We start from the raw sequence: 18,249 nt of genomic DNA, 5'->3' as shown, positions 1-18,249 counted from the left end.
GCATGCGCGACGTGAAGGCCGGCGTGCTGCGCTGGGACGGCGGCGGGGATGGACGACCGGGCGGCTGGCACCCGGTCGAGCCGCCCCCTGCGCCGCAGGAATGCCCGGTGGCCATCGTCATCGACGGCATGAGCCAGGCGGTGCTGATGGCGACGCCGCATGATTTGCGCGACTTTGCGCTGGGATTCGCGCTGACCGAGGGGCTGATCGCCTCGCCCGGCGATGTCGAGGGCTTCGAGGAAGCCGAGGTTTCCGCCGGCGGCTTTCCCGCGCGCGAGGCGCGGCTATGGTTGCGCCCCGGCCTTGCCGCCCGGCTGGCCGAGCGGCGGCGCAGCATGATCGGCCCTGTGGGCTGCGGGCTTTGCGGGGTGGACAGCATCGAGGCGGCGCTGCCGCAGATCGTGCCGGTCGCCTTGGGCTGGTCCATGCCGCCCGGGGACGTGGCCCGCGCCATGGCCGCGCTGACCCAGGGCCAGGTCCTGCGGCGCGAAACCCCGGCGATCCACGGCGCCGCCTTCTGGGACGGCGACCATGCCATCACGCGCGAGGATGTCGGCCGCCACAATGCGCTGGACAAGCTGGCCGGTGCCCTGGCGCAGGCCGGGCTGGTGGCGGGGCAGGGCGCCATCGTCATGTCCTCGCGCCTGTCGGTCGATCTGGTGCAGAAGGCCGCGCGCATCGGCGCCCCGATCCTGATCGGCGCCAGCGCGCCCACGGCGCTGGCGCTGGAATGGGCCGAGCGTGCCGGCATCACCGTGATCGCCCGTGCCCGGGGCGATGGCTTCGATCTTTACACCCACCCCCGGCGCATTGCCGGAAGCTGAGGCGACATGTCCCACGACCATTCGAAACTGATCCGCATGGCCACGCAGATGGCGCAGTTCTTTACCAGCCAGCCCGACCGGCCGGCGCCCGAGGCGGTCGCCGCGCATATCAACGAATCCTGGTCGCCGCGAATGCGGCAGGACTTCGTGGACCAGATCCGGGCCGGGGCCGAGGCCGATCCCATCGTGCGCGAGGCTGCCGCGTTCGTCCGCCTGCCCGCCGCCTGATTTTGCCCCTGCCGCCCCGTCGGGCGGCGTGCTAGCGTGGCGGCATGGCACAGCTACCCTCCCGGCAAGAGATTCTCGACTGGGTGTCCGCCCACCCGGACGCCACCGCGAAACGCGACATCGCGAAAGCCTTCGGCATCAAGGGTGCCGAACGGATCGAGTTGAAGCGGCTTCTGAAGGAGCTGGAGGCCGAGGGGCTGCTGGAGCGCCGCCGCCGCCATTACCACGACGCAGAGCGCCTGCCGCCGGTCACGGTGCTGCAATTGCTGCCGCCCGACCGAGACGGCGACATCTTTGCCAAGCCTTTGGAATGGCAGGGCGAGGGGCCGATGCCGCGCATCCTTTACGCGGCGCTGAAATCCGACCCGGCCGTCGCGCCGGGCGAGCGCATCCTGGCCCGGCTGATCGAGACCCGGGGCGAGGATCACGACTATCAGGCCCGGCTGATCCGCCGCATCGGCACGGTGCAGCACCGCATCGTCGGCATCTTTCGCGCCGCGACCGGCGGGGCCGAGGCGGGGGGCCGCATCCTGCCCATCGACAAGGGCCAGGACAAGGAATGGCAGGTGCGCCCCGGCGATGTCCATGGCGCGAAAAGCGGCGAGCTGGTCGAGGCCGAACAGGTCGGCCCGCGCGGTCGCCTGGGCCTGCCCCTGGCGCGGATCGTCGAGCGGCTGGGCGATCCCTCGGCACCCAGGGCCGTCAGCCTGATCGCCATCCACCAGCACGGCATTCCCGACGATTTCCCCGACGAGGTGATCGCCGAGGCCGATGCCGCCCGCCCCGCCACGATGAAGGGGCGCGAGGACCTGCGCCACCTGCCCTTCGTCACCATCGATCCCTCGGATGCGCGCGACCGCGACGATGCCGTCGCCGCAGAGATGCACGAGGACGGCGGCGCCACGATCTGGGTCGCCATCGCCGATGTGGCGCATTACGTTCGCCCCGGATCGGCGCTGGATCGCGAGGCGCGCAATCGCGGCAATTCCACCTATTTCCCCGACCGGGTGGTGCCGATGCTGCCCGATATCCTGTCGAGCGACCTGTGCTCACTGCACCAGGGCGTGGACCGGCCGGTGATCGCCGTGCGCATGCGGCTGGACGCGCAGGGCGACAAGACCGGCCACAGCTTTCATCGCGGGATGATCCGCTCGGCCGCGAGCCTGGCCTATGAACAGGCGCAGGCGGCGGCGGACGGCAATCCCGACGAACAGACCGAACCGCTGGTCGAGCCGGCGATCCGGCCGCTCTGGCACGCCTACGGCCTGCTCAGGGCCGCGCGCCAGCGCCGCCAGCCGCTGGAACTGGACCTGCCCGAGCGCAGGATCGTGCTGACCGCCGACGGAAGGGTGAAATCGGTCAATTTCCGCGAACGCTACGACGCGCACCGGCTGATCGAGGAATTCATGGTGCTGGCCAATGTCGCCGCCGCCGAGGAACTGGAGCGACTGCGCCGGCCGCTGCTCTATCGCGTGCACGAGGAACCGACGGTCGAAAAGCTGGACGCGCTGCGCGAGGTGGCCGAGGCTTCGGGCTTCACGCTGGCCAAGGGGCAGGTGTTGCAGACGCGGCACCTGAACCGGCTCCTGGAACAGGCCGAGGGTTCGGAATTCGACGAGCTGATCAACATGACTGCGCTGCGTTCGATGCAGCAGGCCTATTACAACCCCGAGAATTTCGGCCATTTCGGGCTGGCGCTGCGGTCATATGCGCATTTCACCTCGCCGATCCGGCGCTATTCCGACCTGATCGTGCACCGCGCGCTGGTCATGGGGCATAAATGGGGCAATGACGGGCTGTCGGCGCAGGATATCGAGATGCTCTCGGAGACTGCGCAGCATATCTCGGAAACCGAGCGGCGCTCGATGGCGGCGGAGCGCGACACGACCGACCGCTATCTTGCCGCCTATCTGGCCGACCGGGTGGGGGCCGAGTTCACCGGGCGCATCAGCGGCGTGCAGAAATTCGGCGCCTTCGTGCGGCTGGACGAAACCGGGGCGGACGGGCTTTTGCCGATTCGCGAGATCGGGCGGGAATATTTCCACTACGATCCCGAGGCGCAGGTGCTGATGGGGTCCGAGACGGGGCTTGAGATCGGCATCGGCCAGCGCGTGACCGTGCGGTTGACCGAGGCGGTGCCGCTGACCGGCGGGCTGATGCTGGAACTGCTGGAACTCGAGGGCCGGCCGCTGCCGCGGGGTTCGGCCGGCGGGCGCGGCAAGGGGCCGATGCGCAAGCGCGCGACCCAGGCCCGGCTGGCCGAGATCAAGCGCGCGCAGAAGCGCCGGCGGGTTCGGCGGCAACGCTGAAAGGGGGGCTTTGCCCCCGCGCGTTCCGCGCTCCCCCAGAGTATTTGGAAAACGGAGAAAGCCTGGGCGGCGGGATCGTTCCGCGTGGGCTGGGCTTTGGTGCGAAGCAAAAGAGCGGCCCTTGGGACCGCCCTTTGCGTTTGAGATTTTCGGTCCGGTTCAGCCGATGGCGGCGGCGCGGACGTCGTCGTCGATCTTGTCGGCATATTGCGCGAAGTTGTCGCTGAACATGCCGACCAGCTTGCGGGCCTGGGCGTCGTAGGCGGCGCCGTCCGTCCAGGTCTGGCGCGGGTCGAGCAGCTTGTCCTCGACGCCGGGGACCGAGACCGGAACCTCGAAGCCGAAATTCGGGTCCTTGCGGAACTGGGCGTCGTTCAGCGAGCCGTCCAGCGCCGCGGTCAGCAGGGCACGGGTCGCCTTGATCGGCATGCGCTTGCCGGTGCCGAAGGCGCCGCCGGTCCAGCCGGTGTTGACCAGCCAGCAGGCCGCGCCGGTCTTGGCGATCTTTTCCTGCAGGAGCTTGCCATAGACCTCGGGGCGGCGCGGCATGAAGGGGGCGCCGAAGCAGGTCGAGAAGGTCGGCGTCGGCTCGGTCACGCCCACCTCTGTGCCCGGCGTCTTGGAGGTGAAGCCCGACAGGAAGTGATACATCGCCTGCGCCGGGGTCAGCCGCGCGATGGGCGGCAGCACGCCATAGGCGTCGCAGGTCAGCATGATCACGTTCCGGGGCTGGCCGCCCAGCGAGGTTTCCGACGCGTTCGAGATCTGCTCCAGCGGATAGGCGCAGCGCATGTTGTCGGTCAGCGAGTTATCCTCGAAGTCCAGTTCCAGCGTGTCGGGGTCGTAGACCATGTTCTCGATCACGGTGCCGAACTTGAAGCAGGTGGCATAGATCTCGGGTTCGGCCTCGGCCGAAAGATTGATGGTCTTGGCGTAGCAGCCGCCCTCGAAGTTGAAGATGCCGTTGTCGGACCAGCCGTGCTCGTCATCGCCGATCAGCGTGCGCGAGGGATCGGCCGAGAGCGTGGTCTTGCCGGTGCCGGACAGGCCGAAGAAGATGGCGCTGTCGTTCGGGTTGCCGAGCGCGTGGTTGGCCGAGCAATGCATCGGCATCACGCCCTTTTCCGGCAGGATGTAGTTCAGGAGCGTGAAGACCGACTTCTTGTTCTCGCCCGCATAGGCGGTATTGCCGATCAGGATCAGCTTCTTGTCGAAGTTGAGCGCGATCACCGTCTCCGAGCGGCAGCCGTGGCGTGCCGGGTCGGCCTTGAACGAGGGGCAGTTGATGATGGTGAATTCCGGCAGGAAACCGGCCAGTTCGGACGCTTCGGGACGGCGCAGCAGATTGCGGATGAAGAGCCCGTGCCAGGCCAGTTCGGTCACGACCCGCACGTCGAGGCGCAGGGCAGGATCCGCGCCGCCGTAGAGGTCCTGGACGAAATAGTCCTTGCCTTTCATGTGCTCCAGCATGTCGGCATGCAGGCGGTCGAAGGCCTCGGGCTCCATCGGGCGGTTGTTTTCCCACCAGATGCTGTCTTCCACCGCGGGCGTGCGCACCACATGCTTGTCCTTGGGCGAGCGGCCGGTATGGGCGCCGGTCGAGACCAGGAAGGTGCCGCCCAAGCCCAGCTTGCCTTCGCCGCGCTGGATGGCAGCGTCGATTAGCGCCGGTTCTAGCAGGTTGTAGTGGACATTGCCGAGGCCCGTGATTCCCTGGTCTTCGAGACGGCAATTCGGATTGACGCGCGGTTCGGTCATGGCACCTGTGCTCCTGCTAGAAATTCCGGGCCGGCAACCGGCCGTTGCGCGTCCTATAACACGGCATTTCCCGGGCGAAAGCGCACTTATCGTCAGGGTTAGCGCAATCAGAGACGGTTAGCGCAATCATTTGCCGAATCGTGGCCTTGGCTTGGGGAGTCCGTCACAAAGGCCATCGGTCCGATGACGGCGGCCGGGTGATTCGGCCAGGGGGCAAGGGGGCGCCATGATCCTGCATGCAAGCTGCATCGCGTATCGGGACAAGGGGTTGCTGATCCTGGGTCCGTCGGGTGCGGGAAAGTCCACGCTGGCCCTTGAAATGATGGCTTTCGGCGCGGCGCTGGTGGCCGACGACCGCACCGTCCTGCGCAGCGAGGGCGCGCGCATCGTCGCGGACGCGCCCGATTCGATCCGGGGCCGGATCGAGGCGCGCGGCGTCGGCATCCTGCATGCCGCGCCCCACGGCCCGGTGGAGGTGGTGCTGGCCGTCGATCTGGGCCGCCCCGAGGCCGACCGCCTGCCGCCCGACCGCAGACTTGACCTTCTGGGCAGGTCCATGCCCCTTGTCCTTGGTGCCGGTCGCGTTCATCTTGCATCAATACTGTTGCAATATCTTGCCGCCGGCCGGGCGGACACGGATCTGCGCGAGAGGTAGAGCGAGCCATGCCAGAGGCGATGACCGCCATGGACAGCCAGGACGAACGGGCGCAGCGGCTGGTGCTGGTCACCGGGCCTTCGGGTGCCGGGCGCTCGACGGCGATCAACGTGCTGGAGGATCTGGGCTACGAGGCCATCGACAACCTGCCCCTGTCGCTGATCCCGCGGCTTCTGGACGGGCCGGCGCGGCCGATGCCGCTGGCCCTGGGGGTGGACGTGCGCAACCGCGATTTCTCGGTCGCCAACCTGATCGAGTTGATCGACCGCTTGACCCGGTTGCCGGAATACGCGCCGGAGGTGCTGTTCCTCGACTGCACGACCGAGCAGCTTTTGCGACGGTTCAACGAAACCCGCAGGCGCCATCCGCTGCGGGGCGAGGGCTCGCCGCTCGACGCGATCCGGGCCGAGCGCGACATGCTGGGCCCGATCCGCGCCCGCGCCGACGTGCTGGTCGATACGTCGGAACTGTCGCCGCACGACCTCAAGGCGGAACTGGCCCGCTGGTTCGAGACCGAGCCGGGGCGGCGGCTGACCGTCTCGGTGCAGTCCTTTTCCTACAAGCGCGGCGTGCCGCGCGGGGTGGACATGATGTTCGATTGCCGGTTCCTGGCCAACCCGCATTGGCGGACGGAATTGCGGCCGCTGGATGGCCGCGATTCGCCGGTTCAGCAATATGTGATGGCCGATTCGCGCTTTGACGAGTTCTTCCGCAGGGTGCGCGATCTTGTGCTTTTCGCCCTGCCTGCCCATCTGGAAGAGGGCAAGGCCCACCTGGCGATCGGCTTCGGTTGCACCGGGGGGCGACACCGTTCTGTCACAATGGCGGAAAAAATGGCAGACGCGCTTGCGAAAGCAGGCTGGCAAGTGTCAATTAGACATCGGGAACTTGAACGCCGTGAAAAGGCGCCGGCACCTGGGGACGAGGGCCATATGCGGGCCGCTCGCACAGCATGGGCGCAAGGGTGAACGGCTGCTGCGTGGTAGGGTGAATTGATCGGGATTGTCATCGTGGCGCATGGGGGCCTTGCCCGGGAATATCTCTCGGCGGTCGAGCATGTGGTGGGGCCGCAAACCGGGATCAAGGCCGTGGCGATCGAAGAAAACCATGACCGGGGCGAAAAGCAGGCCGAAATCTGCGCCGCCGCGGACGCGGTCGATTCGGGCGATGGCGTGGTGGTGGTCACGGATCTGTTCGGGGGCTCGCCCTCGAACCTGTCGCTGATGGCCTGTGCGATGCGAAACCGCTCGATCCTCTATGGGGCGAACCTGCCGATGCTGGTCAAGCTGGCCAAATCGCGCAAATTGCCGGTGGCCGATGCGGTGACGCTGGCCAAGGATGCGGGACGCAAGTACATCAACAGCTATGACGTCTTGCCTGCCGATGTGCTTCCCATTCCCAAACGTGCCGCTTCATGAATGACATGACCAACGGGGCCGTCACCCGCGAACTGGCGATCATCAACGAAAAGGGCCTGCATGCGCGGGCCAGCGCGAAATTCGTCGAGACCGTCGAGCGGTTCGATGCGCAGGCGACCGTCGAAAAGGACGGCATCAGCGTCTCGGGCGATTCGATCATGGGCCTGCTGATGCTGGCCGCGCCGCGCGGCAGCGCCATTCGCGTCACCGTCAGGGGCGCGCAGGCGCGGGAACTGGCCGATGCGCTGACCGCGCTTGTCGAGGATTACTTCGGCGAAGGCATGTAAGGGCCGGACATGGCCCGATCCTCCTATCACCATGGCAACCTGCGCCAGGCCCTTGTCGAGGCCACGGTGCAACTGATCGAGGAAAGGGGCCCGCAGGCATTCACCCTGGCCGAGGCCGCGCGCCTGGCCGGAGTCAGCGCTGCCGCGCCCTATCGCCATTTCGCCGGGCGCGAGGATCTGCTGGAAGAGGTGGCCCGGCAGGGCTTCGAGGAATTCGCCGACCGGCTGGAAGCCGCCTTCGACGAGGGACGGCCGCGACCACTGACCGCATTCCTGCGCATGGGGCAGGAATACCTGACCTTTGCCGCCGAACGGCGCGGCTTCTACATGGCCATGTTCGAAGCCGGCCTGTCGATCGCCGGCAATGCCGGGCTGTCGCAAGCCTCGGAACGGGCGCGCGGCATCCTGGTGCGCGGAGCCGAGGCGCTGTTCGCCCAATTGCCCGCCGGCCGCCGGCCGCCGCCGGGCATGGTGGCCGACCACATCTGGGCGCTGAGCCATGGCGTGGTCGAACTGTTCGGTCGCGGCAAGCCCGGCTCGCGCTCGCCCATCTCGCCCGCCGACATGCTGGAAAGCGGCGCGCTGATCTATCTGCGCGGGCTGGGCGTGATCCGCGACTGAACGATCCCCGGCCGGAAATCTTGACGGAAAATCTGGCCGTCTCCCTTGAATGCGGGCTGCTTCGCTCCATCTATGTAAATGTGATTAACATTTACATCGGAAAGGGACCGCAATGAACACCGACATCGCCCCGCGCCCCTCTGTCCTGGACCGGATCGGCGCTACGCTGGCCGGCATCCGCGACTGGCTGGACGAACGCGGGAAAGGCGCCTGGATCGCCGCCATGATCCTGGCCTTCATCGCCTGCTGGCCCCTGGGCCTTGCCATCCTGGGTTACATGATCTGGAGCAAACGCATGTTTTCCTGCCGCCACCGCCATCACCACGGCCGCCACCATTGTCACGGTTTCAACGCGCCGACCGGCAACACTGCCTTCGACGCCTATCGCGAGGAAACGCTGAAGCGGCTGGAGGACGAGCATCGCGAATTCCTCGACTTCCTGCAAAAGCTGCGCGAAGCCAAGGACAAGGCCGAGTTCGACCAGTTCATGCAAAACCGCAACGAACCGTCGGCGCCGCAAGCCTGAATTTGCGACGCAGGCCGGATGCGAAAGGGGCCGGGGATTACCCGGCCCTTGGTCAATAGGAATATTCGGCGTAGATGCGGCTGAGATCGCCCGCCCATTCGCCGTGGTATTTCCCCAGCAACTCGTCGGCGGGAACCTTGCCGGTCTCGACGCTTTCCTTCAGCGTGTTCAGGAAATGCGTCTCGTCCGGCACCAGCCCGCCCGATCCGGTGCGGGCACGCGCCTTGAGCCCGGCTTCCGAAATCGCCAGCACCTCGCGCGCCAGGTCGCGCATCTTCGTGCCGTTCACCTCGGCATCCAGCGCCTTGAGCCCGGCACCGCGCCGCCAGGACTCGCGCGTCTCGGCATCCCAGCCCTTGACCAGATCCCAGGCCGCATCCTGTGCCGCCTGGTCGTAAAGCAGCCCGACCCACAGCGCCGGCAGGGCGCAGAGCCGCCGCCAGGGACCGCCGTCCGCACCGCGCATCTCGATGAATTTCTTGACCCGCGCCTCGGGGAAAACCGTGGTCAGGTGGTCGGCCCAATCCGACAGGGTCGGGATTTCGCCCGGCAGCGCCGGCAAGCGGCCGTTCAGGAAATCGCGGAAGCTTTGTCCCAACGCGTCGATATACTTGCCGTCGCGATAGACGAAATACATCGGCACATCGAGGACGTAATCGACCCAACGCTCGTAGCCGAAGCCGTCCTCGAAGGCAAAGGGCAGCATGCCGGTGCGGGCCGCGTCGAGGTTCTGCCAGATATGCGCCCGCCAGCTTTTCCAGCCGTTCGGCTTGCCGTCGAGGAAGGGCGAATTGGCGAACAGCGCATTCGCCACCGGCTGCAGGGCCAGCGCCACGCGCAGCTTCTGCACCATGTCGGCTTCGCTGGCGAAGTCCAGGTTCACCTGCACCGTGCAGGTGCGATACATCATCTGCGTGCCCAGCGTGCCGACCCGACCCATGTAGTCGGTCATCAGCCGATAGCGGCCTTTCGGCATCATCGGCATCTGGTCCTGCGTCCAGATCGGCGCCGCGCCAAGGCCGATGAAGCCCGCGCCAAGATCGTCCGCCACGGCCTTCACCTCGGCCAGATGGCTGTTCACCTCGTCGCAGGTCTGGTGGATGGTCTCCAGCGGCGCGCCGGAGAGTTCTAGCTGTCCGCCGGGCTCCAGGCTGACATTGGCGCCGTCGCGTTCCAGCCCGATGATATGGCCGGCCTCCAGCACCGGGGTCCAGCCGAAACGGGCCTGCAACCCCTCCAGCATGGCCTTGACCGAGGGCTGGCCGGCGGGCGCCTCATAGGGCAGGGGCATCAGGTCGGCATGGCGATAGCCGAATTTCTCGTGCTCGGTGCCGATCCGCCAGCTCTCGCGCGGTTTTTCACCCGAGGCGAGATATTCGGCCAGTTGTTCGGGACGTTCGATCGGGCCGCCGCCCTGTTGGGGAATGGACATCGGTGGCCTTTCATTTGCCTTGCCCGTCACAGGTGGCAAGGCGCGCGGCTCAAGTCAAGCGGGCGCGCGCCGGCCTCGTCCAAACGGTCTGGATCGTCGGCGCATCCGGCGCCAGCGCCGAGGCGAGGCGCCCCATCTCGATTCCCGGCAGCGTGGCGAAGGCGCCGGCCAGGTGCTCGGCCCCCGCCGCGTCGACCGGGATCAGCAGCGCCTGGCCATCGCCGCTTTTCAGCCGCCAGTGGCGGCGGCCGTTCAGTCGCATCAGCCGGATCTCGGCCAGTTCGCGCAGCGCGATCTCGCCGCCCAGCAGCCGGTTGGGGGAAAGATAGCGGATCGCGCCCTCGTCCAGCTCGACCATGCCGGGACCGAGCGTATCGTGGCGGAACCGCATCCGGCGCCGCGCGTCCAGCGCCCAAAGCGCCGAGGCCCCGGCGATGGTGGCGCCGATGGGCCACAGGATCCAGCCGCCCAGCGAAAATACCCACAGGCCGAAAGCGGTGGCGGCCAGCGCGATGCCGGTTTCGGCCCAGGGACGCAACTTTTCGGCCAGCTCCGGGCGGATCATCCCAGGTCCTGCGCCATGTCCCGATGCGGAATGCCGACATCGTCGTATTCCGGGCCATAGGCGGCAAAGCCCAGCTTTTCGTAAAAGCCGATGGCATGGGTCTGGGCGCCCAGCTTGGCCCGCGTGACGCCGGACAGCGCGCGCAGCTCGTCCAGCGCCGCGCGGATCAGGGCGGCGCCCGCCCCGGTGCCGCGCGCGGATTTCAGCACCGCGACACGGCCGATCTTGCCGGTCGCGCCCTCGATCAGGATGCGGGCGGTGCCCACCGCCGCGCCGGTTGCGTCGCGGGCCAGCAGGTGGATGGCATCGCCGTCGCGGCCGTCCCATTCCTCGGCCTCGGGGACGGCTTGCTCGATGACGAAGACCTCGTGCCGGATGGCGCGGCAGGTCGCGAGGTCGGTGGTTTTCTCGATCATGCGAAGTAACGCTCCAGGATGCGGCGATAGATGCGGGCAAGCTGGCGGACCTGGTCGGCCGGCACGCGTTCGTCGACCTGATGCATGAAATGCCCGACCAGCCCGAATTCAAGCACCGGGCAATGATCCTTGACGAAACGCGCATCCGAGGTGCCGCCCGAGGTCGAGAGCACAGGGTCCAGCCCCGTCTCCTCGCGCACCACGCCGGCGACCAGATCGACGAAGGGGCCGGGCGCGGTCAGGAAGCTTTCGCCCGACACATCGGTCGAGATGGCGAAGTCCACCTTGGTCTCGGCCGAGATCGCCGCCGCGCGGGCACGGATCATGCGGTCGAGGCTTTCGGCCGTATGCGCGTCGTTGAAACGGATGTTGATCACCGCACGCGCCCGTTCCGGGATCACGTTCGAGGCCGGGTTGCCGCAATCGACCGTCGTCACCTGCAATCCCGAGGGATCGAAATGCTCGGTCCCCTCGTCCAGCGGCGCGTCGGTCAGCTCGTGCAGCAGCCGCAGCAGCGCGTGGATCGGGTTGCGGGCCCGATGCGGATAGGCGGCGTGGCCCTGGATGCCGTGCGCCTCGATCTGCAAGGTCATCGATCCGCGGCGGCCGATCTTGATCATCTCGCCCATGCGGTCGGGGTTGGAAGGCTCGCCAACGATGCAGACATCCATCCGCTCGCCCCGCGCCGCCATCCAGTCGAGCAGCGCGCGGGTGCCGTGCTTGCCGGGCCCCTCCTCGTCGCCGGTGATGGCCAGGATCACCGCGCCGTCCGGCGGCGGGGTCTGGGTCACGAAGCCGATGGCGGCGGCGGCAAAGGCGGCGACGCCGGATTTCATGTCGGTGGCGCCGCGGCCCCAGATCCAGCCCTCGGCCTCGTGCCCGGAAAAGGGCGGATGCGTCCAGCTGGCCGGATCTCCCGGCGGCACCACGTCGGTATGGCCGTTGAAGCCGAAGGTCCTGGCCCCCTGTGCCCCCCAGCGCGCGAACAGGTTCGGCACGCCCTCGCGGTCGACGCGGTGGCATTCGAACCCCGCCGCGCCCAGCACATCGGCCAGCAAGACCAGCGCGCCGCCCTCGTCGGGCGTGACCGAGGCGCAGCGGATCAGCCTGGCGGTCAGTTGGGCGGGATCGGGGATCGGGGTCATGGCGGGCCTTTCGCTTTTGGTCCCCTGGTTACACCGCCGGACCCGCAAGCTCCAGCGCGCGGCGCAGCAGGTTGGCGCCGGTCAGCACCAGCAGGACCAGCGTCCAGCGCCGGAATTGCGCCACGTCCAGCCGGTCATGCGCCAGATAGCCCAGCCCCATGCCGATCAGCGCCGGGATCACCAGGATCGCGGAAAACGGCAGGGTCTGCGCGTTCAGCAACCCCGATTGCAGGTGCGAGACGGTCAGCACCGCCGCACCCAGGAAGAACACCACGCCCTGGACCCGCATCTGCTCGGCCTTGGGGGCGTGCAGCGACAGCAGCAGCACCAGCAGCGGCGGCCCCCAGATGCCCGAGACCCCGCCGATCAGCCCGCCGACCACGCCGGTCGCGATTTCCATGCGCCGGCGGTGATGCACCGGCAGGACCAGGCTGCGGCCCAGGATCTGCCATAGCGCGAAGGCCGTGATCGGCAGGCCGATGATGGCATACATCAGCCATTGCGGCACCCGCGTGGCGAAGAAGGCGCTGACCGGGATGAACAGCATCACCATGCCGATATGCCAGCGATAGGCCCAGCTTGCCTGCCAGGCCGGACGCCAGCCGCCGCGCAGGGCCTGGCGGATATTGGTCACCAGCACCGGCAGGATCACCGCCGCCACCGCCTGCTGCGCGGTCAGGAAGGACCCCAGCGCCGCCAGCATGATCATCGGCATGGCGAATCCGATGGCGCCCTTCACGAAGCCGGAGAACAGGGTGATCGCGATGGCGGTCCAGAAATGAAAGGGGTCGAGGCCAAACATGGGCGCAGGGTGATGCGCCGCGCCGCCCGCGGCAAGGGGGCGGTTGCTGAAAATTTTCAAGACATTTTAGTTCGCAATGGTGCCATCCTGCGCATGATAGTTGCGCTGCGACTGCAATGACGCTAGTCATGCTGCAACGCCGCATAAGGATTCTGCCATGAAGGACATGCCCGCGATGCCAGCCGATACGCCTTCCGCCCTGCTTGCGCTTGCCGGCGAAGCCCTGCCGGAGCTCGAATCCCTGCAATCCCGCGCGACCGAGGCGTTGCGCGCGCTGGTGGCCCCCGCCGGCAAGCCGCAGCCCGCGCTGCTGGAACAGCACCAGCACGCCGCCCATGCCCTGTCTTGGCTGACCACCTATGTCGAATCGATCCGGCAGCTGAGCGGATGGGCCGGACGGCTGGCCGAGGCGGGCAACCTGGGCCGGATCGAGGCGCTGATCCTGCAGATCGGCCTGGGCGAATACCTGGGCCAGATCGCCGGCGGCATCCCGATGAGCCAGACGGAGTTCGCCCGCCTCTCGGACCTGGAGCTGGACTGGCAGCCGGGCGAGGCGGCGGCCAAGCTGATGCGCGGCAATACCGCGCCGGCGCGGGCCGAGCTTGCGCGGCTGATGCAGGACAATCACGGCCGGGCCACCTTCGGCGCCACCGGGCTGGACGAGGACCTGGAGATGATCCGCGACCAGTTCCGCCGCTATGCCGAAGAGCGGGTGATCCCCAACGCCCATGAATGGCACCTCAAGGACCAGCTGATCCCGATGGAGATCATCGAGGAACTGGCGGAACTGGGCGTCTTCGGCCTGACCATTCCCGAGGAGTTCGGGGGGCTGGGCCTCTCGAAAGCCTCGATGGTGGTCGTCACCGAGGAACTGTCGCGCGGCTATATCGGCGTGGGCTCGCTGGGCACCCGCAGCGAGATCGCGGCCGAGCTTATCCTCTGCGGCGGCACCGAGGCGCAGAAGGCGAAATGGCTGCCGGGCCTCGCCTCGGGCGAGATCCTCTCGACGGCGGTCTTTACCGAGCCGAATACCGGCAGCGACCTGGGCAGCCTGCGCACCCGCGCGGTGCGCGACGGCGAGGATTGGGTCGTCACCGGCAACAAGACCTGGATCACCCATGCGCAGCGCACCCATGTGATGACGCTGCTGGCGCGCACCGATCCCGAGACCACCGACTGGCGCGGCCTGTCGATGTTCCTGGCGGAAAAAGAGCCCGGCACCGACGACGATCCCTTCCCGACCCCCGGCATGACCGGCGGCGAGATCGAGGTGCTGGGCTATCGCGGCATGAAGGAATACGAGCTGGGCTTCGACGGTTTCCGTATCAAGGGCGAGAACCTGTTGGGCGGCGAGCCCGGCCGCGGCTTCAAGCAGTTGATGGAGACCTTCGAATCGGCGCGCATCCAGACCGCCGCCCGCGCCGTCGGCGTAGCGCAATCGGCGGCCGAGATCGGCATGCGCTATGCCGTCGACCGCAAGCAGTTCGGCAAATCGCTGATCGAATTCCCGCGCGTCGCCGACAAGCTGGCGATGATGGCGGTCGAGATCATGATCGCCCGGCAGCTGACCTATTTCAGCGCCTGGGAAAAGGACCACGGCCGGCGCTGCGACCTGGAAGCGGGGATGGCCAAGCTGCTGGGCGCCCGCGTCGCCTGGGCGGCGGCGGACAATGCGCTTCAGATCCACGGCGGCAACGGCTTTGCGCTGGAATACGCCATCAGCCGCGTGCTTTGCGACGCGCGCATCCTCAACATCTTCGAGGGCGCGGCCGAGATCCAGGCCCAGGTTATTGCACGCAGGCTACTGGACTAGGATGAAATGCCGGCCCCTGCTGGACAGCGGGGGCCGTTAGGGCATTATGGCGGCAACATGACATAACGGAGCTGCCCATGACCCGCATCCCGATGATTTCCGCGGCTATTGCCGCCACGCTTGGCCTTGCCGCCTGCGAGCCGGCTTCGCCTCCCGTGCCCGGCTCGACCATCCCGACCGGCCCCTATGTGCTGGTGGGCATCGGTTCCGACACCGTGCCGCAGCGCAATGTCGGCATGACCATCGGGGCGGACGGCTCGATCTCGGGCCGGGCGCCCTGCAACACCTACTCGGCAAGCCAGAGCGCCGAGCCGCCGGCCTTTGCGCTGGGGTCGCTGACCCGGACGGAAATGGCCTGCGGCGGCCTGGCCGGACGGCTGGAATCGCGTTATTTCCAGGCGCTTTCGGCCGCCAACGGCATCACCTTCGAGGGTGGCGTCCTGACCATCAAGGGACCGACCTACCTGACCTATGAGCCGGGCTACCGCAAGGAATGACCGTGCGGCGGCTTGCCGGAAGGAGATGAGCGATGCGGAAACTGATTCTCGCCCTGACCCTGGGGCTTGCCGCCTGCGGCGCCGAATCGGATGAGACGGCGCAGATTGCCGGCGAATACACGCTGATCGCGGTGGAGGGGGTCGAGGTCTCGGGCCAGCCCACCCTGCGCATCGCCGAGGATGGCGCGGTTTCGGGACAGGGGCCATGCAACCTGTTCACCGGCCAGAATCGTGCCGCATTGCCGGCGCTGGATCTGGGCGCGCTGGCCACGACCCGCCGCGCCTGCCTGCAAGAGGGCGGCGAGCACGCCTTTTTCCAGGCGCTCGGCGCGGTGCGCGAGGCAAGGCGCGAAGGTGACGAGCTGGTGATGACCGGCCCCGATGTCACCATCCGCTGGCGTGCCGCGACGCAGTAAGCCGGGCGACCAGCCGCGCGCGGGCCGGGGGCAGGGGTTTGCCCGCATGCGCCTCGGCCAGCCGCACCTGCAGGAAATGGCCAGTCAGGGCCAGCGCGTCCTCGATGCCGCCATTGCCGCGCCCGCCCAGCATGGCGGGCAGCGGCAAGAGCCTTGGCGCCCATTCCCCCGCCGCCTGGGCCGAAACCGCCCGGCCCGAGCGTGGGCTGACATAGGCCAGCCCCTCGCGCGCCCCCGTCACCGCGCAACTCGTCAGATCAAGGCCGAAGCCCAGCTCGTCGAGCAGCCGCATTTCCCAATGCAGATAGGCCTCGGCCCAACCCTCGCCCGCGTCCATCAGGTCCAGCAGCGCCTCGGTCGCGTCGGCCAGGCGGGGATGCGGGTCGCGTTCGGGCAGGGCAAAGGTCAAAAGCGCAGTGACCGCATTCACTCCGGCCAGCGCATCGCCGCTGCCCAGAAGCCCCGGCCGCGCCCGCGCCGGCTCGACCGCGAAGGTGCCCAGCTGCTCCTCCAGCCGCGCCCGCCAGCGCAGGCTGACCCGGTTGCCGGGTTGCAGCATCGCGGCGCGCTTGGCGCTGGCGCCGCCGGGCACCAGGCCGCGGATCAGCCCCGTCTCGCGCGACAGCACGGTCAGGATCACGGCGCTTTCCCCGTGCCTTTGCAATGCCATCACGCTGGCCTCGCCGCTCCATTCCATCGCGCCGCCTTTCCTTTCGCGCCACCCTGCCGCAATCTGGGGGCAATGAACAAGGAGACAGGCATGTTGAAACCGTGGATCGAGGCCCAGGCCCGGCTGGTCGAGGTGGCGGCGGGGCGCGCGCCGGCCGATCTGGTGATCCGGGGCGGGCAATGGGTCAATGTCCACACGCGCGAGGTGATCCCCGGCATGGATGTCGCCGTGGCCGATGGTCGCGTGGCCTATGTCGGCCCCGATGCCGGACCCTCGGTCGGCCCCGGGACGCAGGTGATCGAGGCCGATGGCCGCTTCATGGTGCCCGGCCTGATCGACGCGCATATGCATGTCGAATCGGGGATGCTGACGCCGGCCGGCTTTGCCGCCGCGGTGATCCCGCACGGCACCACGACGATCTTCCACGACCCGCACGAGATCGCCAATGTGCTGGGGCTTGAGGGCGTGCGGCTGATGCGGGACGAATCGCTGCTGCAACCGATCAGCATGTTCACCCAGATGCCCAGCTGCGCGCCCTCGGCCCCCGGCCTGGAAACCACCGGCCAGCCGATCACCGAGGGCGAGGTGGCGCAGGCCATGGGTTGGGACGGCATCGTGGGCCTGGGCGAGATGATGAATTTCCCCGGCGTCGCCTCGGGCGACCGGCAGATGCTGACCGAAATCGCCGCCACCCGTGCCGCCGGCAAGACGGTGGGCGGCCATTACGCCAGTCCCGATCTGGGACGGCCCTTCCACGCCTATGTGGCGGGCGGCGCCAATGACGACCACGAAACCACGACCGAGGCGCAGGGCATCGCCCGCGTGCGGCAGGGCATGGGTTGCATGATGCGGCTGGGCTCGGCCTGGTACGATGTCGAAAGCCAGATCACCGCGATCACCGAAAAGGGGCTCGACCCGCGCTTTTTCATCCTGTGTACCGACGACAGCCATTCCGGCACCCTGGTCAATGACGGGCACATGAACCGGGTGGTGCGCCATGCCGTCGATTGCGGCTGCGATCCGCTGGTGGCGATCCAGATGGCGACGATCAACGCCGCCAGCCATTTCGGGCTGGAGCGCGAACTGGGCAGCATCACCCCGGGACGGCGGGCGGACGTGATCCTGACCTCGGACCTGCGCAGCCTGCCCATCGAGACGGTGATTGCCCAAGGCGTGGTGGTCGCCGAAACCGGCAAGCTGCTGGTCGACTGCCCGCGCATCGCCTGGCCCGAGGCGGCGCGCGATTCGGTGCATCTGGGGCGCAGCCTGACCGGCGCGGATTTCGCCGTGCGGGCCACGGGTGACAGCGCGCGCGTCCGCGTCATCGGCGTGGTCGAGAACCAGGCGCCGACCCGCGCGCTCACGGCCCAGCTGCCGATCCGCGACGGCGTGGTCGAGCCGCAGGGCGAGACCTGCCATATCGCGCTGGTCGAACGGCATCGCGGCACGGGCGGCGTGGTGAACGGCTTTGTCTCGGGCTTTGGCTACCAGGGCCGGATGGCGGTGGCCTCGACCGTGGCGCATGACAGCCACCACATGATCGTCGTCGGCACCGACCGCGACAGCATGGCGGCGGCGGCGAACCACCTGGGCCGGATCGGCGGCGGCGTCACCGTGTTCCGCGACGGCGAGGAACTGGCGACGGTGGCGCTGCCCATCGCCGGGCTGATGTCCGACCGTCCCGCCGCCGAGGTGGCCGAGGCCGCGCAAGGCATCGTCAAGGCCATGCAGGATTGCGGCTGCACGCTCAACAACGCCTATATGCAGCATTCGCTGCTGGCGCTGGTGGTGATCCCCGAGCTGCGGATCTCGGACCTCGGCATCGTCGACGTGACCCGCTTCGAACTGGTGGACCTGATGGTCTAGC

20 protein-coding genes are annotated in these 18,249 nt (G+C 68.0%); 13 read left to right on the top strand and 7 right to left on the bottom strand.

Annotated elements, in window-relative coordinates; genetic code table 11:
- Nucleotides 1–2 precede the first annotated feature (2 nt).
- From fdhD to rnr, 3 genes are read left to right on the top strand one after another with little or no spacing between them, the layout of a single operon-like run.
- Nucleotides 3–824 (top strand): formate dehydrogenase accessory sulfurtransferase FdhD, encoded by an 822-nt coding sequence (fdhD, locus tag BLT64_RS02075; RefSeq protein ID WP_011749130.1) that lies wholly within the window; start codon nt 3–5, stop codon nt 822–824.
- Nucleotides 825–830: 6 nt separating this feature from the next.
- Entirely contained in the window at nt 831–1,052 is a 222-nt protein-coding gene (locus BLT64_RS02070; protein ID WP_011749129.1) for a formate dehydrogenase subunit delta, read from the top strand.
- A 44-nt stretch (nt 1,053–1,096) separates the two neighbouring features.
- Entirely contained in the window at nt 1,097–3,361 is a 2,265-nt protein-coding gene (gene rnr / locus BLT64_RS02065) for a ribonuclease R (protein ID WP_011749128.1), read from the top strand.
- A gap of 159 nt (nt 3,362–3,520) precedes the next feature.
- On the opposite strand, the gene BLT64_RS02060 is transcribed toward rnr, so the two are convergent.
- The gene (locus tag BLT64_RS02060) at nt 3,521–5,119 is read right to left on the bottom strand and encodes a phosphoenolpyruvate carboxykinase (protein ID WP_011749127.1); all 1,599 of its coding nucleotides are present in this window, start codon (nt 5,117–5,119) and stop codon (nt 3,521–3,523) included.
- A 226-nt stretch (nt 5,120–5,345) separates the two neighbouring features.
- Between BLT64_RS02060 and BLT64_RS02055 the strand changes: the two genes are divergently transcribed.
- The 6 genes from BLT64_RS02055 to BLT64_RS02030 all read left to right on the top strand — a co-directional run bounded on the left by BLT64_RS02055 (nt 5,346) and on the right by BLT64_RS02030 (nt 8,626).
- Complete coding sequence (locus BLT64_RS02055; protein WP_011749126.1) at nt 5,346–5,774, top strand: HPr kinase/phosphorylase; 429 nt, start codon at nt 5,346–5,348, stop codon at nt 5,772–5,774.
- 8 nt (nt 5,775–5,782) lie between these two features.
- Nucleotides 5,783–6,742: an RNase adapter RapZ gene (gene rapZ / locus BLT64_RS02050; protein WP_011749125.1), complete on the top strand. Its 960-nt coding sequence runs from the start codon at nt 5,783–5,785 to the stop codon at nt 6,740–6,742.
- Between the two features lie 24 nt (nt 6,743–6,766).
- On the top strand, nt 6,767–7,192 hold the full coding sequence (locus BLT64_RS02045; RefSeq protein ID WP_011749124.1) for a PTS sugar transporter subunit IIA: 426 nt from the start codon (nt 6,767–6,769) through the stop codon (nt 7,190–7,192).
- Nucleotides 7,189–7,479: an HPr family phosphocarrier protein gene (locus tag BLT64_RS02040; RefSeq protein ID WP_011749123.1), complete on the top strand. Its 291-nt coding sequence runs from the start codon at nt 7,189–7,191 to the stop codon at nt 7,477–7,479. Before BLT64_RS02045 ends, BLT64_RS02040 begins: the two co-directional genes overlap by 4 nt.
- A gap of 9 nt (nt 7,480–7,488) precedes the next feature.
- A complete protein-coding gene (locus BLT64_RS02035; protein WP_011749122.1) occupies nt 7,489–8,100 on the top strand; it encodes a TetR/AcrR family transcriptional regulator in 612 nt (203 codons plus the stop codon).
- Nucleotides 8,101–8,212: 112 nt separating this feature from the next.
- Nucleotides 8,213–8,626 carry a DUF2852 domain-containing protein gene (locus BLT64_RS02030; protein WP_011749121.1) on the top strand — a complete coding sequence of 138 codons (414 nt, stop codon included), beginning with the start codon at nt 8,213–8,215 and terminating at the stop codon, nt 8,624–8,626.
- Nucleotides 8,627–8,678: 52 nt separating this feature from the next.
- On the opposite strand, the gene BLT64_RS02025 is transcribed toward BLT64_RS02030, so the two are convergent.
- The 5 genes from BLT64_RS02025 to BLT64_RS02005 are packed head-to-tail and all read right to left on the bottom strand — an operon-like array spanning nt 8,679 to nt 13,046.
- Nucleotides 8,679–10,058, bottom strand: a complete 1,380-nt coding sequence (locus tag BLT64_RS02025) for a glutamate--cysteine ligase (protein ID WP_011749120.1) — start codon at nt 10,056–10,058, stop codon at nt 8,679–8,681.
- A gap of 49 nt (nt 10,059–10,107) precedes the next feature.
- Complete coding sequence (locus BLT64_RS02020) at nt 10,108–10,623, bottom strand: hypothetical protein (protein ID WP_011749119.1); 516 nt, start codon at nt 10,621–10,623, stop codon at nt 10,108–10,110.
- Nucleotides 10,620–11,039 (bottom strand): GNAT family N-acetyltransferase, encoded by a 420-nt coding sequence (locus BLT64_RS02015; protein WP_011749118.1) that lies wholly within the window; start codon nt 11,037–11,039, stop codon nt 10,620–10,622. Before BLT64_RS02015 ends, BLT64_RS02020 begins: the two co-directional genes overlap by 4 nt.
- Complete coding sequence (gene dapE / locus BLT64_RS02010; protein ID WP_011749117.1) at nt 11,036–12,184, bottom strand: succinyl-diaminopimelate desuccinylase; 1,149 nt, start codon at nt 12,182–12,184, stop codon at nt 11,036–11,038. Before dapE ends, BLT64_RS02015 begins: the two co-directional genes overlap by 4 nt.
- Before the next feature lie 28 nt (nt 12,185–12,212).
- Nucleotides 12,213–13,046 (bottom strand): sulfite exporter TauE/SafE family protein, encoded by an 834-nt coding sequence (locus BLT64_RS02005; protein ID WP_241663491.1) that lies wholly within the window; start codon nt 13,044–13,046, stop codon nt 12,213–12,215.
- A 97-nt stretch (nt 13,047–13,143) separates the two neighbouring features.
- Here BLT64_RS02005 and BLT64_RS02000 point away from each other — a divergent pair, with 97 nt between their 5' ends.
- From BLT64_RS02000 to BLT64_RS01990, 3 genes are all read left to right on the top strand, one after another.
- Nucleotides 13,144–14,799, top strand: coding sequence for an acyl-CoA dehydrogenase family protein (locus tag BLT64_RS02000; RefSeq protein WP_011749115.1), 1,656 nt, complete (start codon nt 13,144–13,146; stop codon nt 14,797–14,799).
- Nucleotides 14,800–14,876: 77 nt separating this feature from the next.
- Complete coding sequence (locus BLT64_RS01995; protein WP_011749114.1) at nt 14,877–15,296, top strand: META domain-containing protein; 420 nt, start codon at nt 14,877–14,879, stop codon at nt 15,294–15,296.
- Nucleotides 15,297–15,328: 32 nt separating this feature from the next.
- Nucleotides 15,329–15,712 carry an META domain-containing protein gene (locus BLT64_RS01990; RefSeq protein WP_011749113.1) on the top strand — a complete coding sequence of 128 codons (384 nt, stop codon included), beginning with the start codon at nt 15,329–15,331 and terminating at the stop codon, nt 15,710–15,712.
- Here BLT64_RS01990 and recO read toward each other — a convergent pair.
- A complete protein-coding gene (recO, locus tag BLT64_RS01985) occupies nt 15,681–16,409 on the bottom strand; it encodes a DNA repair protein RecO (protein WP_011749112.1) in 729 nt (242 codons plus the stop codon). The genes BLT64_RS01990 and recO overlap by 32 nt on opposite strands.
- 63 nt (nt 16,410–16,472) lie before the next feature.
- Here recO and ade point away from each other — a divergent pair, with 63 nt between their 5' ends.
- Nucleotides 16,473–18,248, top strand: coding sequence for an adenine deaminase (ade, locus tag BLT64_RS01980; protein ID WP_041530489.1), 1,776 nt, complete (start codon nt 16,473–16,475; stop codon nt 18,246–18,248).
- Nucleotide 18,249 lies beyond the last annotated feature (1 nt).

The organism is Paracoccus denitrificans (genome assembly GCF_900100045.1).
In the GTDB taxonomy this organism is placed as follows: Bacteria; Pseudomonadota; Alphaproteobacteria; order Rhodobacterales; family Rhodobacteraceae; genus Paracoccus; species Paracoccus denitrificans.
The sequence above is the reverse complement of the archived record's forward strand: the minus strand, read 5'-3'. Positions and strand labels throughout refer to the sequence as shown.

Excerpts from the sequence above, each read along its gene's own strand:
- fdhD (WP_011749130.1), top strand. The coding sequence starts at position 3 with ATGCGCGACGTGAAGGCCGGCGTGCTGCGCTGGGACGGCGGCGGGGAT.
- BLT64_RS02070 (WP_011749129.1), top strand. The coding sequence starts at position 831 with ATGTCCCACGACCATTCGAAACTGATCCGCATGGCCACGCAGATGGCG.
- rnr (WP_011749128.1), top strand. The coding sequence starts at position 1,097 with ATGGCACAGCTACCCTCCCGGCAAGAGATTCTCGACTGGGTGTCCGCC.
- BLT64_RS02060 (WP_011749127.1), bottom strand. The coding sequence starts at position 5,119 with ATGACCGAACCGCGCGTCAATCCGAATTGCCGTCTCGAAGACCAGGGA.
- BLT64_RS02055 (WP_011749126.1), top strand. The coding sequence starts at position 5,346 with ATGATCCTGCATGCAAGCTGCATCGCGTATCGGGACAAGGGGTTGCTG.
- rapZ (WP_011749125.1), top strand. The coding sequence starts at position 5,783 with ATGCCAGAGGCGATGACCGCCATGGACAGCCAGGACGAACGGGCGCAG.
- BLT64_RS02040 (WP_011749123.1), top strand. The coding sequence starts at position 7,189 with ATGAATGACATGACCAACGGGGCCGTCACCCGCGAACTGGCGATCATC.
- BLT64_RS02035 (WP_011749122.1), top strand. The coding sequence starts at position 7,489 with ATGGCCCGATCCTCCTATCACCATGGCAACCTGCGCCAGGCCCTTGTC.
- BLT64_RS02030 (WP_011749121.1), top strand. The coding sequence starts at position 8,213 with ATGAACACCGACATCGCCCCGCGCCCCTCTGTCCTGGACCGGATCGGC.
- BLT64_RS02025 (WP_011749120.1), bottom strand. The coding sequence starts at position 10,058 with ATGTCCATTCCCCAACAGGGCGGCGGCCCGATCGAACGTCCCGAACAA.
- BLT64_RS02020 (WP_011749119.1), bottom strand. The coding sequence starts at position 10,623 with ATGATCCGCCCGGAGCTGGCCGAAAAGTTGCGTCCCTGGGCCGAAACC.
- BLT64_RS02015 (WP_011749118.1), bottom strand. The coding sequence starts at position 11,039 with ATGATCGAGAAAACCACCGACCTCGCGACCTGCCGCGCCATCCGGCAC.
- dapE (WP_011749117.1), bottom strand. The coding sequence starts at position 12,184 with ATGACCCCGATCCCCGATCCCGCCCAACTGACCGCCAGGCTGATCCGC.
- BLT64_RS02000 (WP_011749115.1), top strand. The coding sequence starts at position 13,144 with ATGAAGGACATGCCCGCGATGCCAGCCGATACGCCTTCCGCCCTGCTT.
- BLT64_RS01995 (WP_011749114.1), top strand. The coding sequence starts at position 14,877 with ATGACCCGCATCCCGATGATTTCCGCGGCTATTGCCGCCACGCTTGGC.
- BLT64_RS01990 (WP_011749113.1), top strand. The coding sequence starts at position 15,329 with ATGCGGAAACTGATTCTCGCCCTGACCCTGGGGCTTGCCGCCTGCGGC.
- recO (WP_011749112.1), bottom strand. The coding sequence starts at position 16,409 with ATGGAATGGAGCGGCGAGGCCAGCGTGATGGCATTGCAAAGGCACGGG.
- ade (WP_041530489.1), top strand. The coding sequence starts at position 16,473 with ATGTTGAAACCGTGGATCGAGGCCCAGGCCCGGCTGGTCGAGGTGGCG.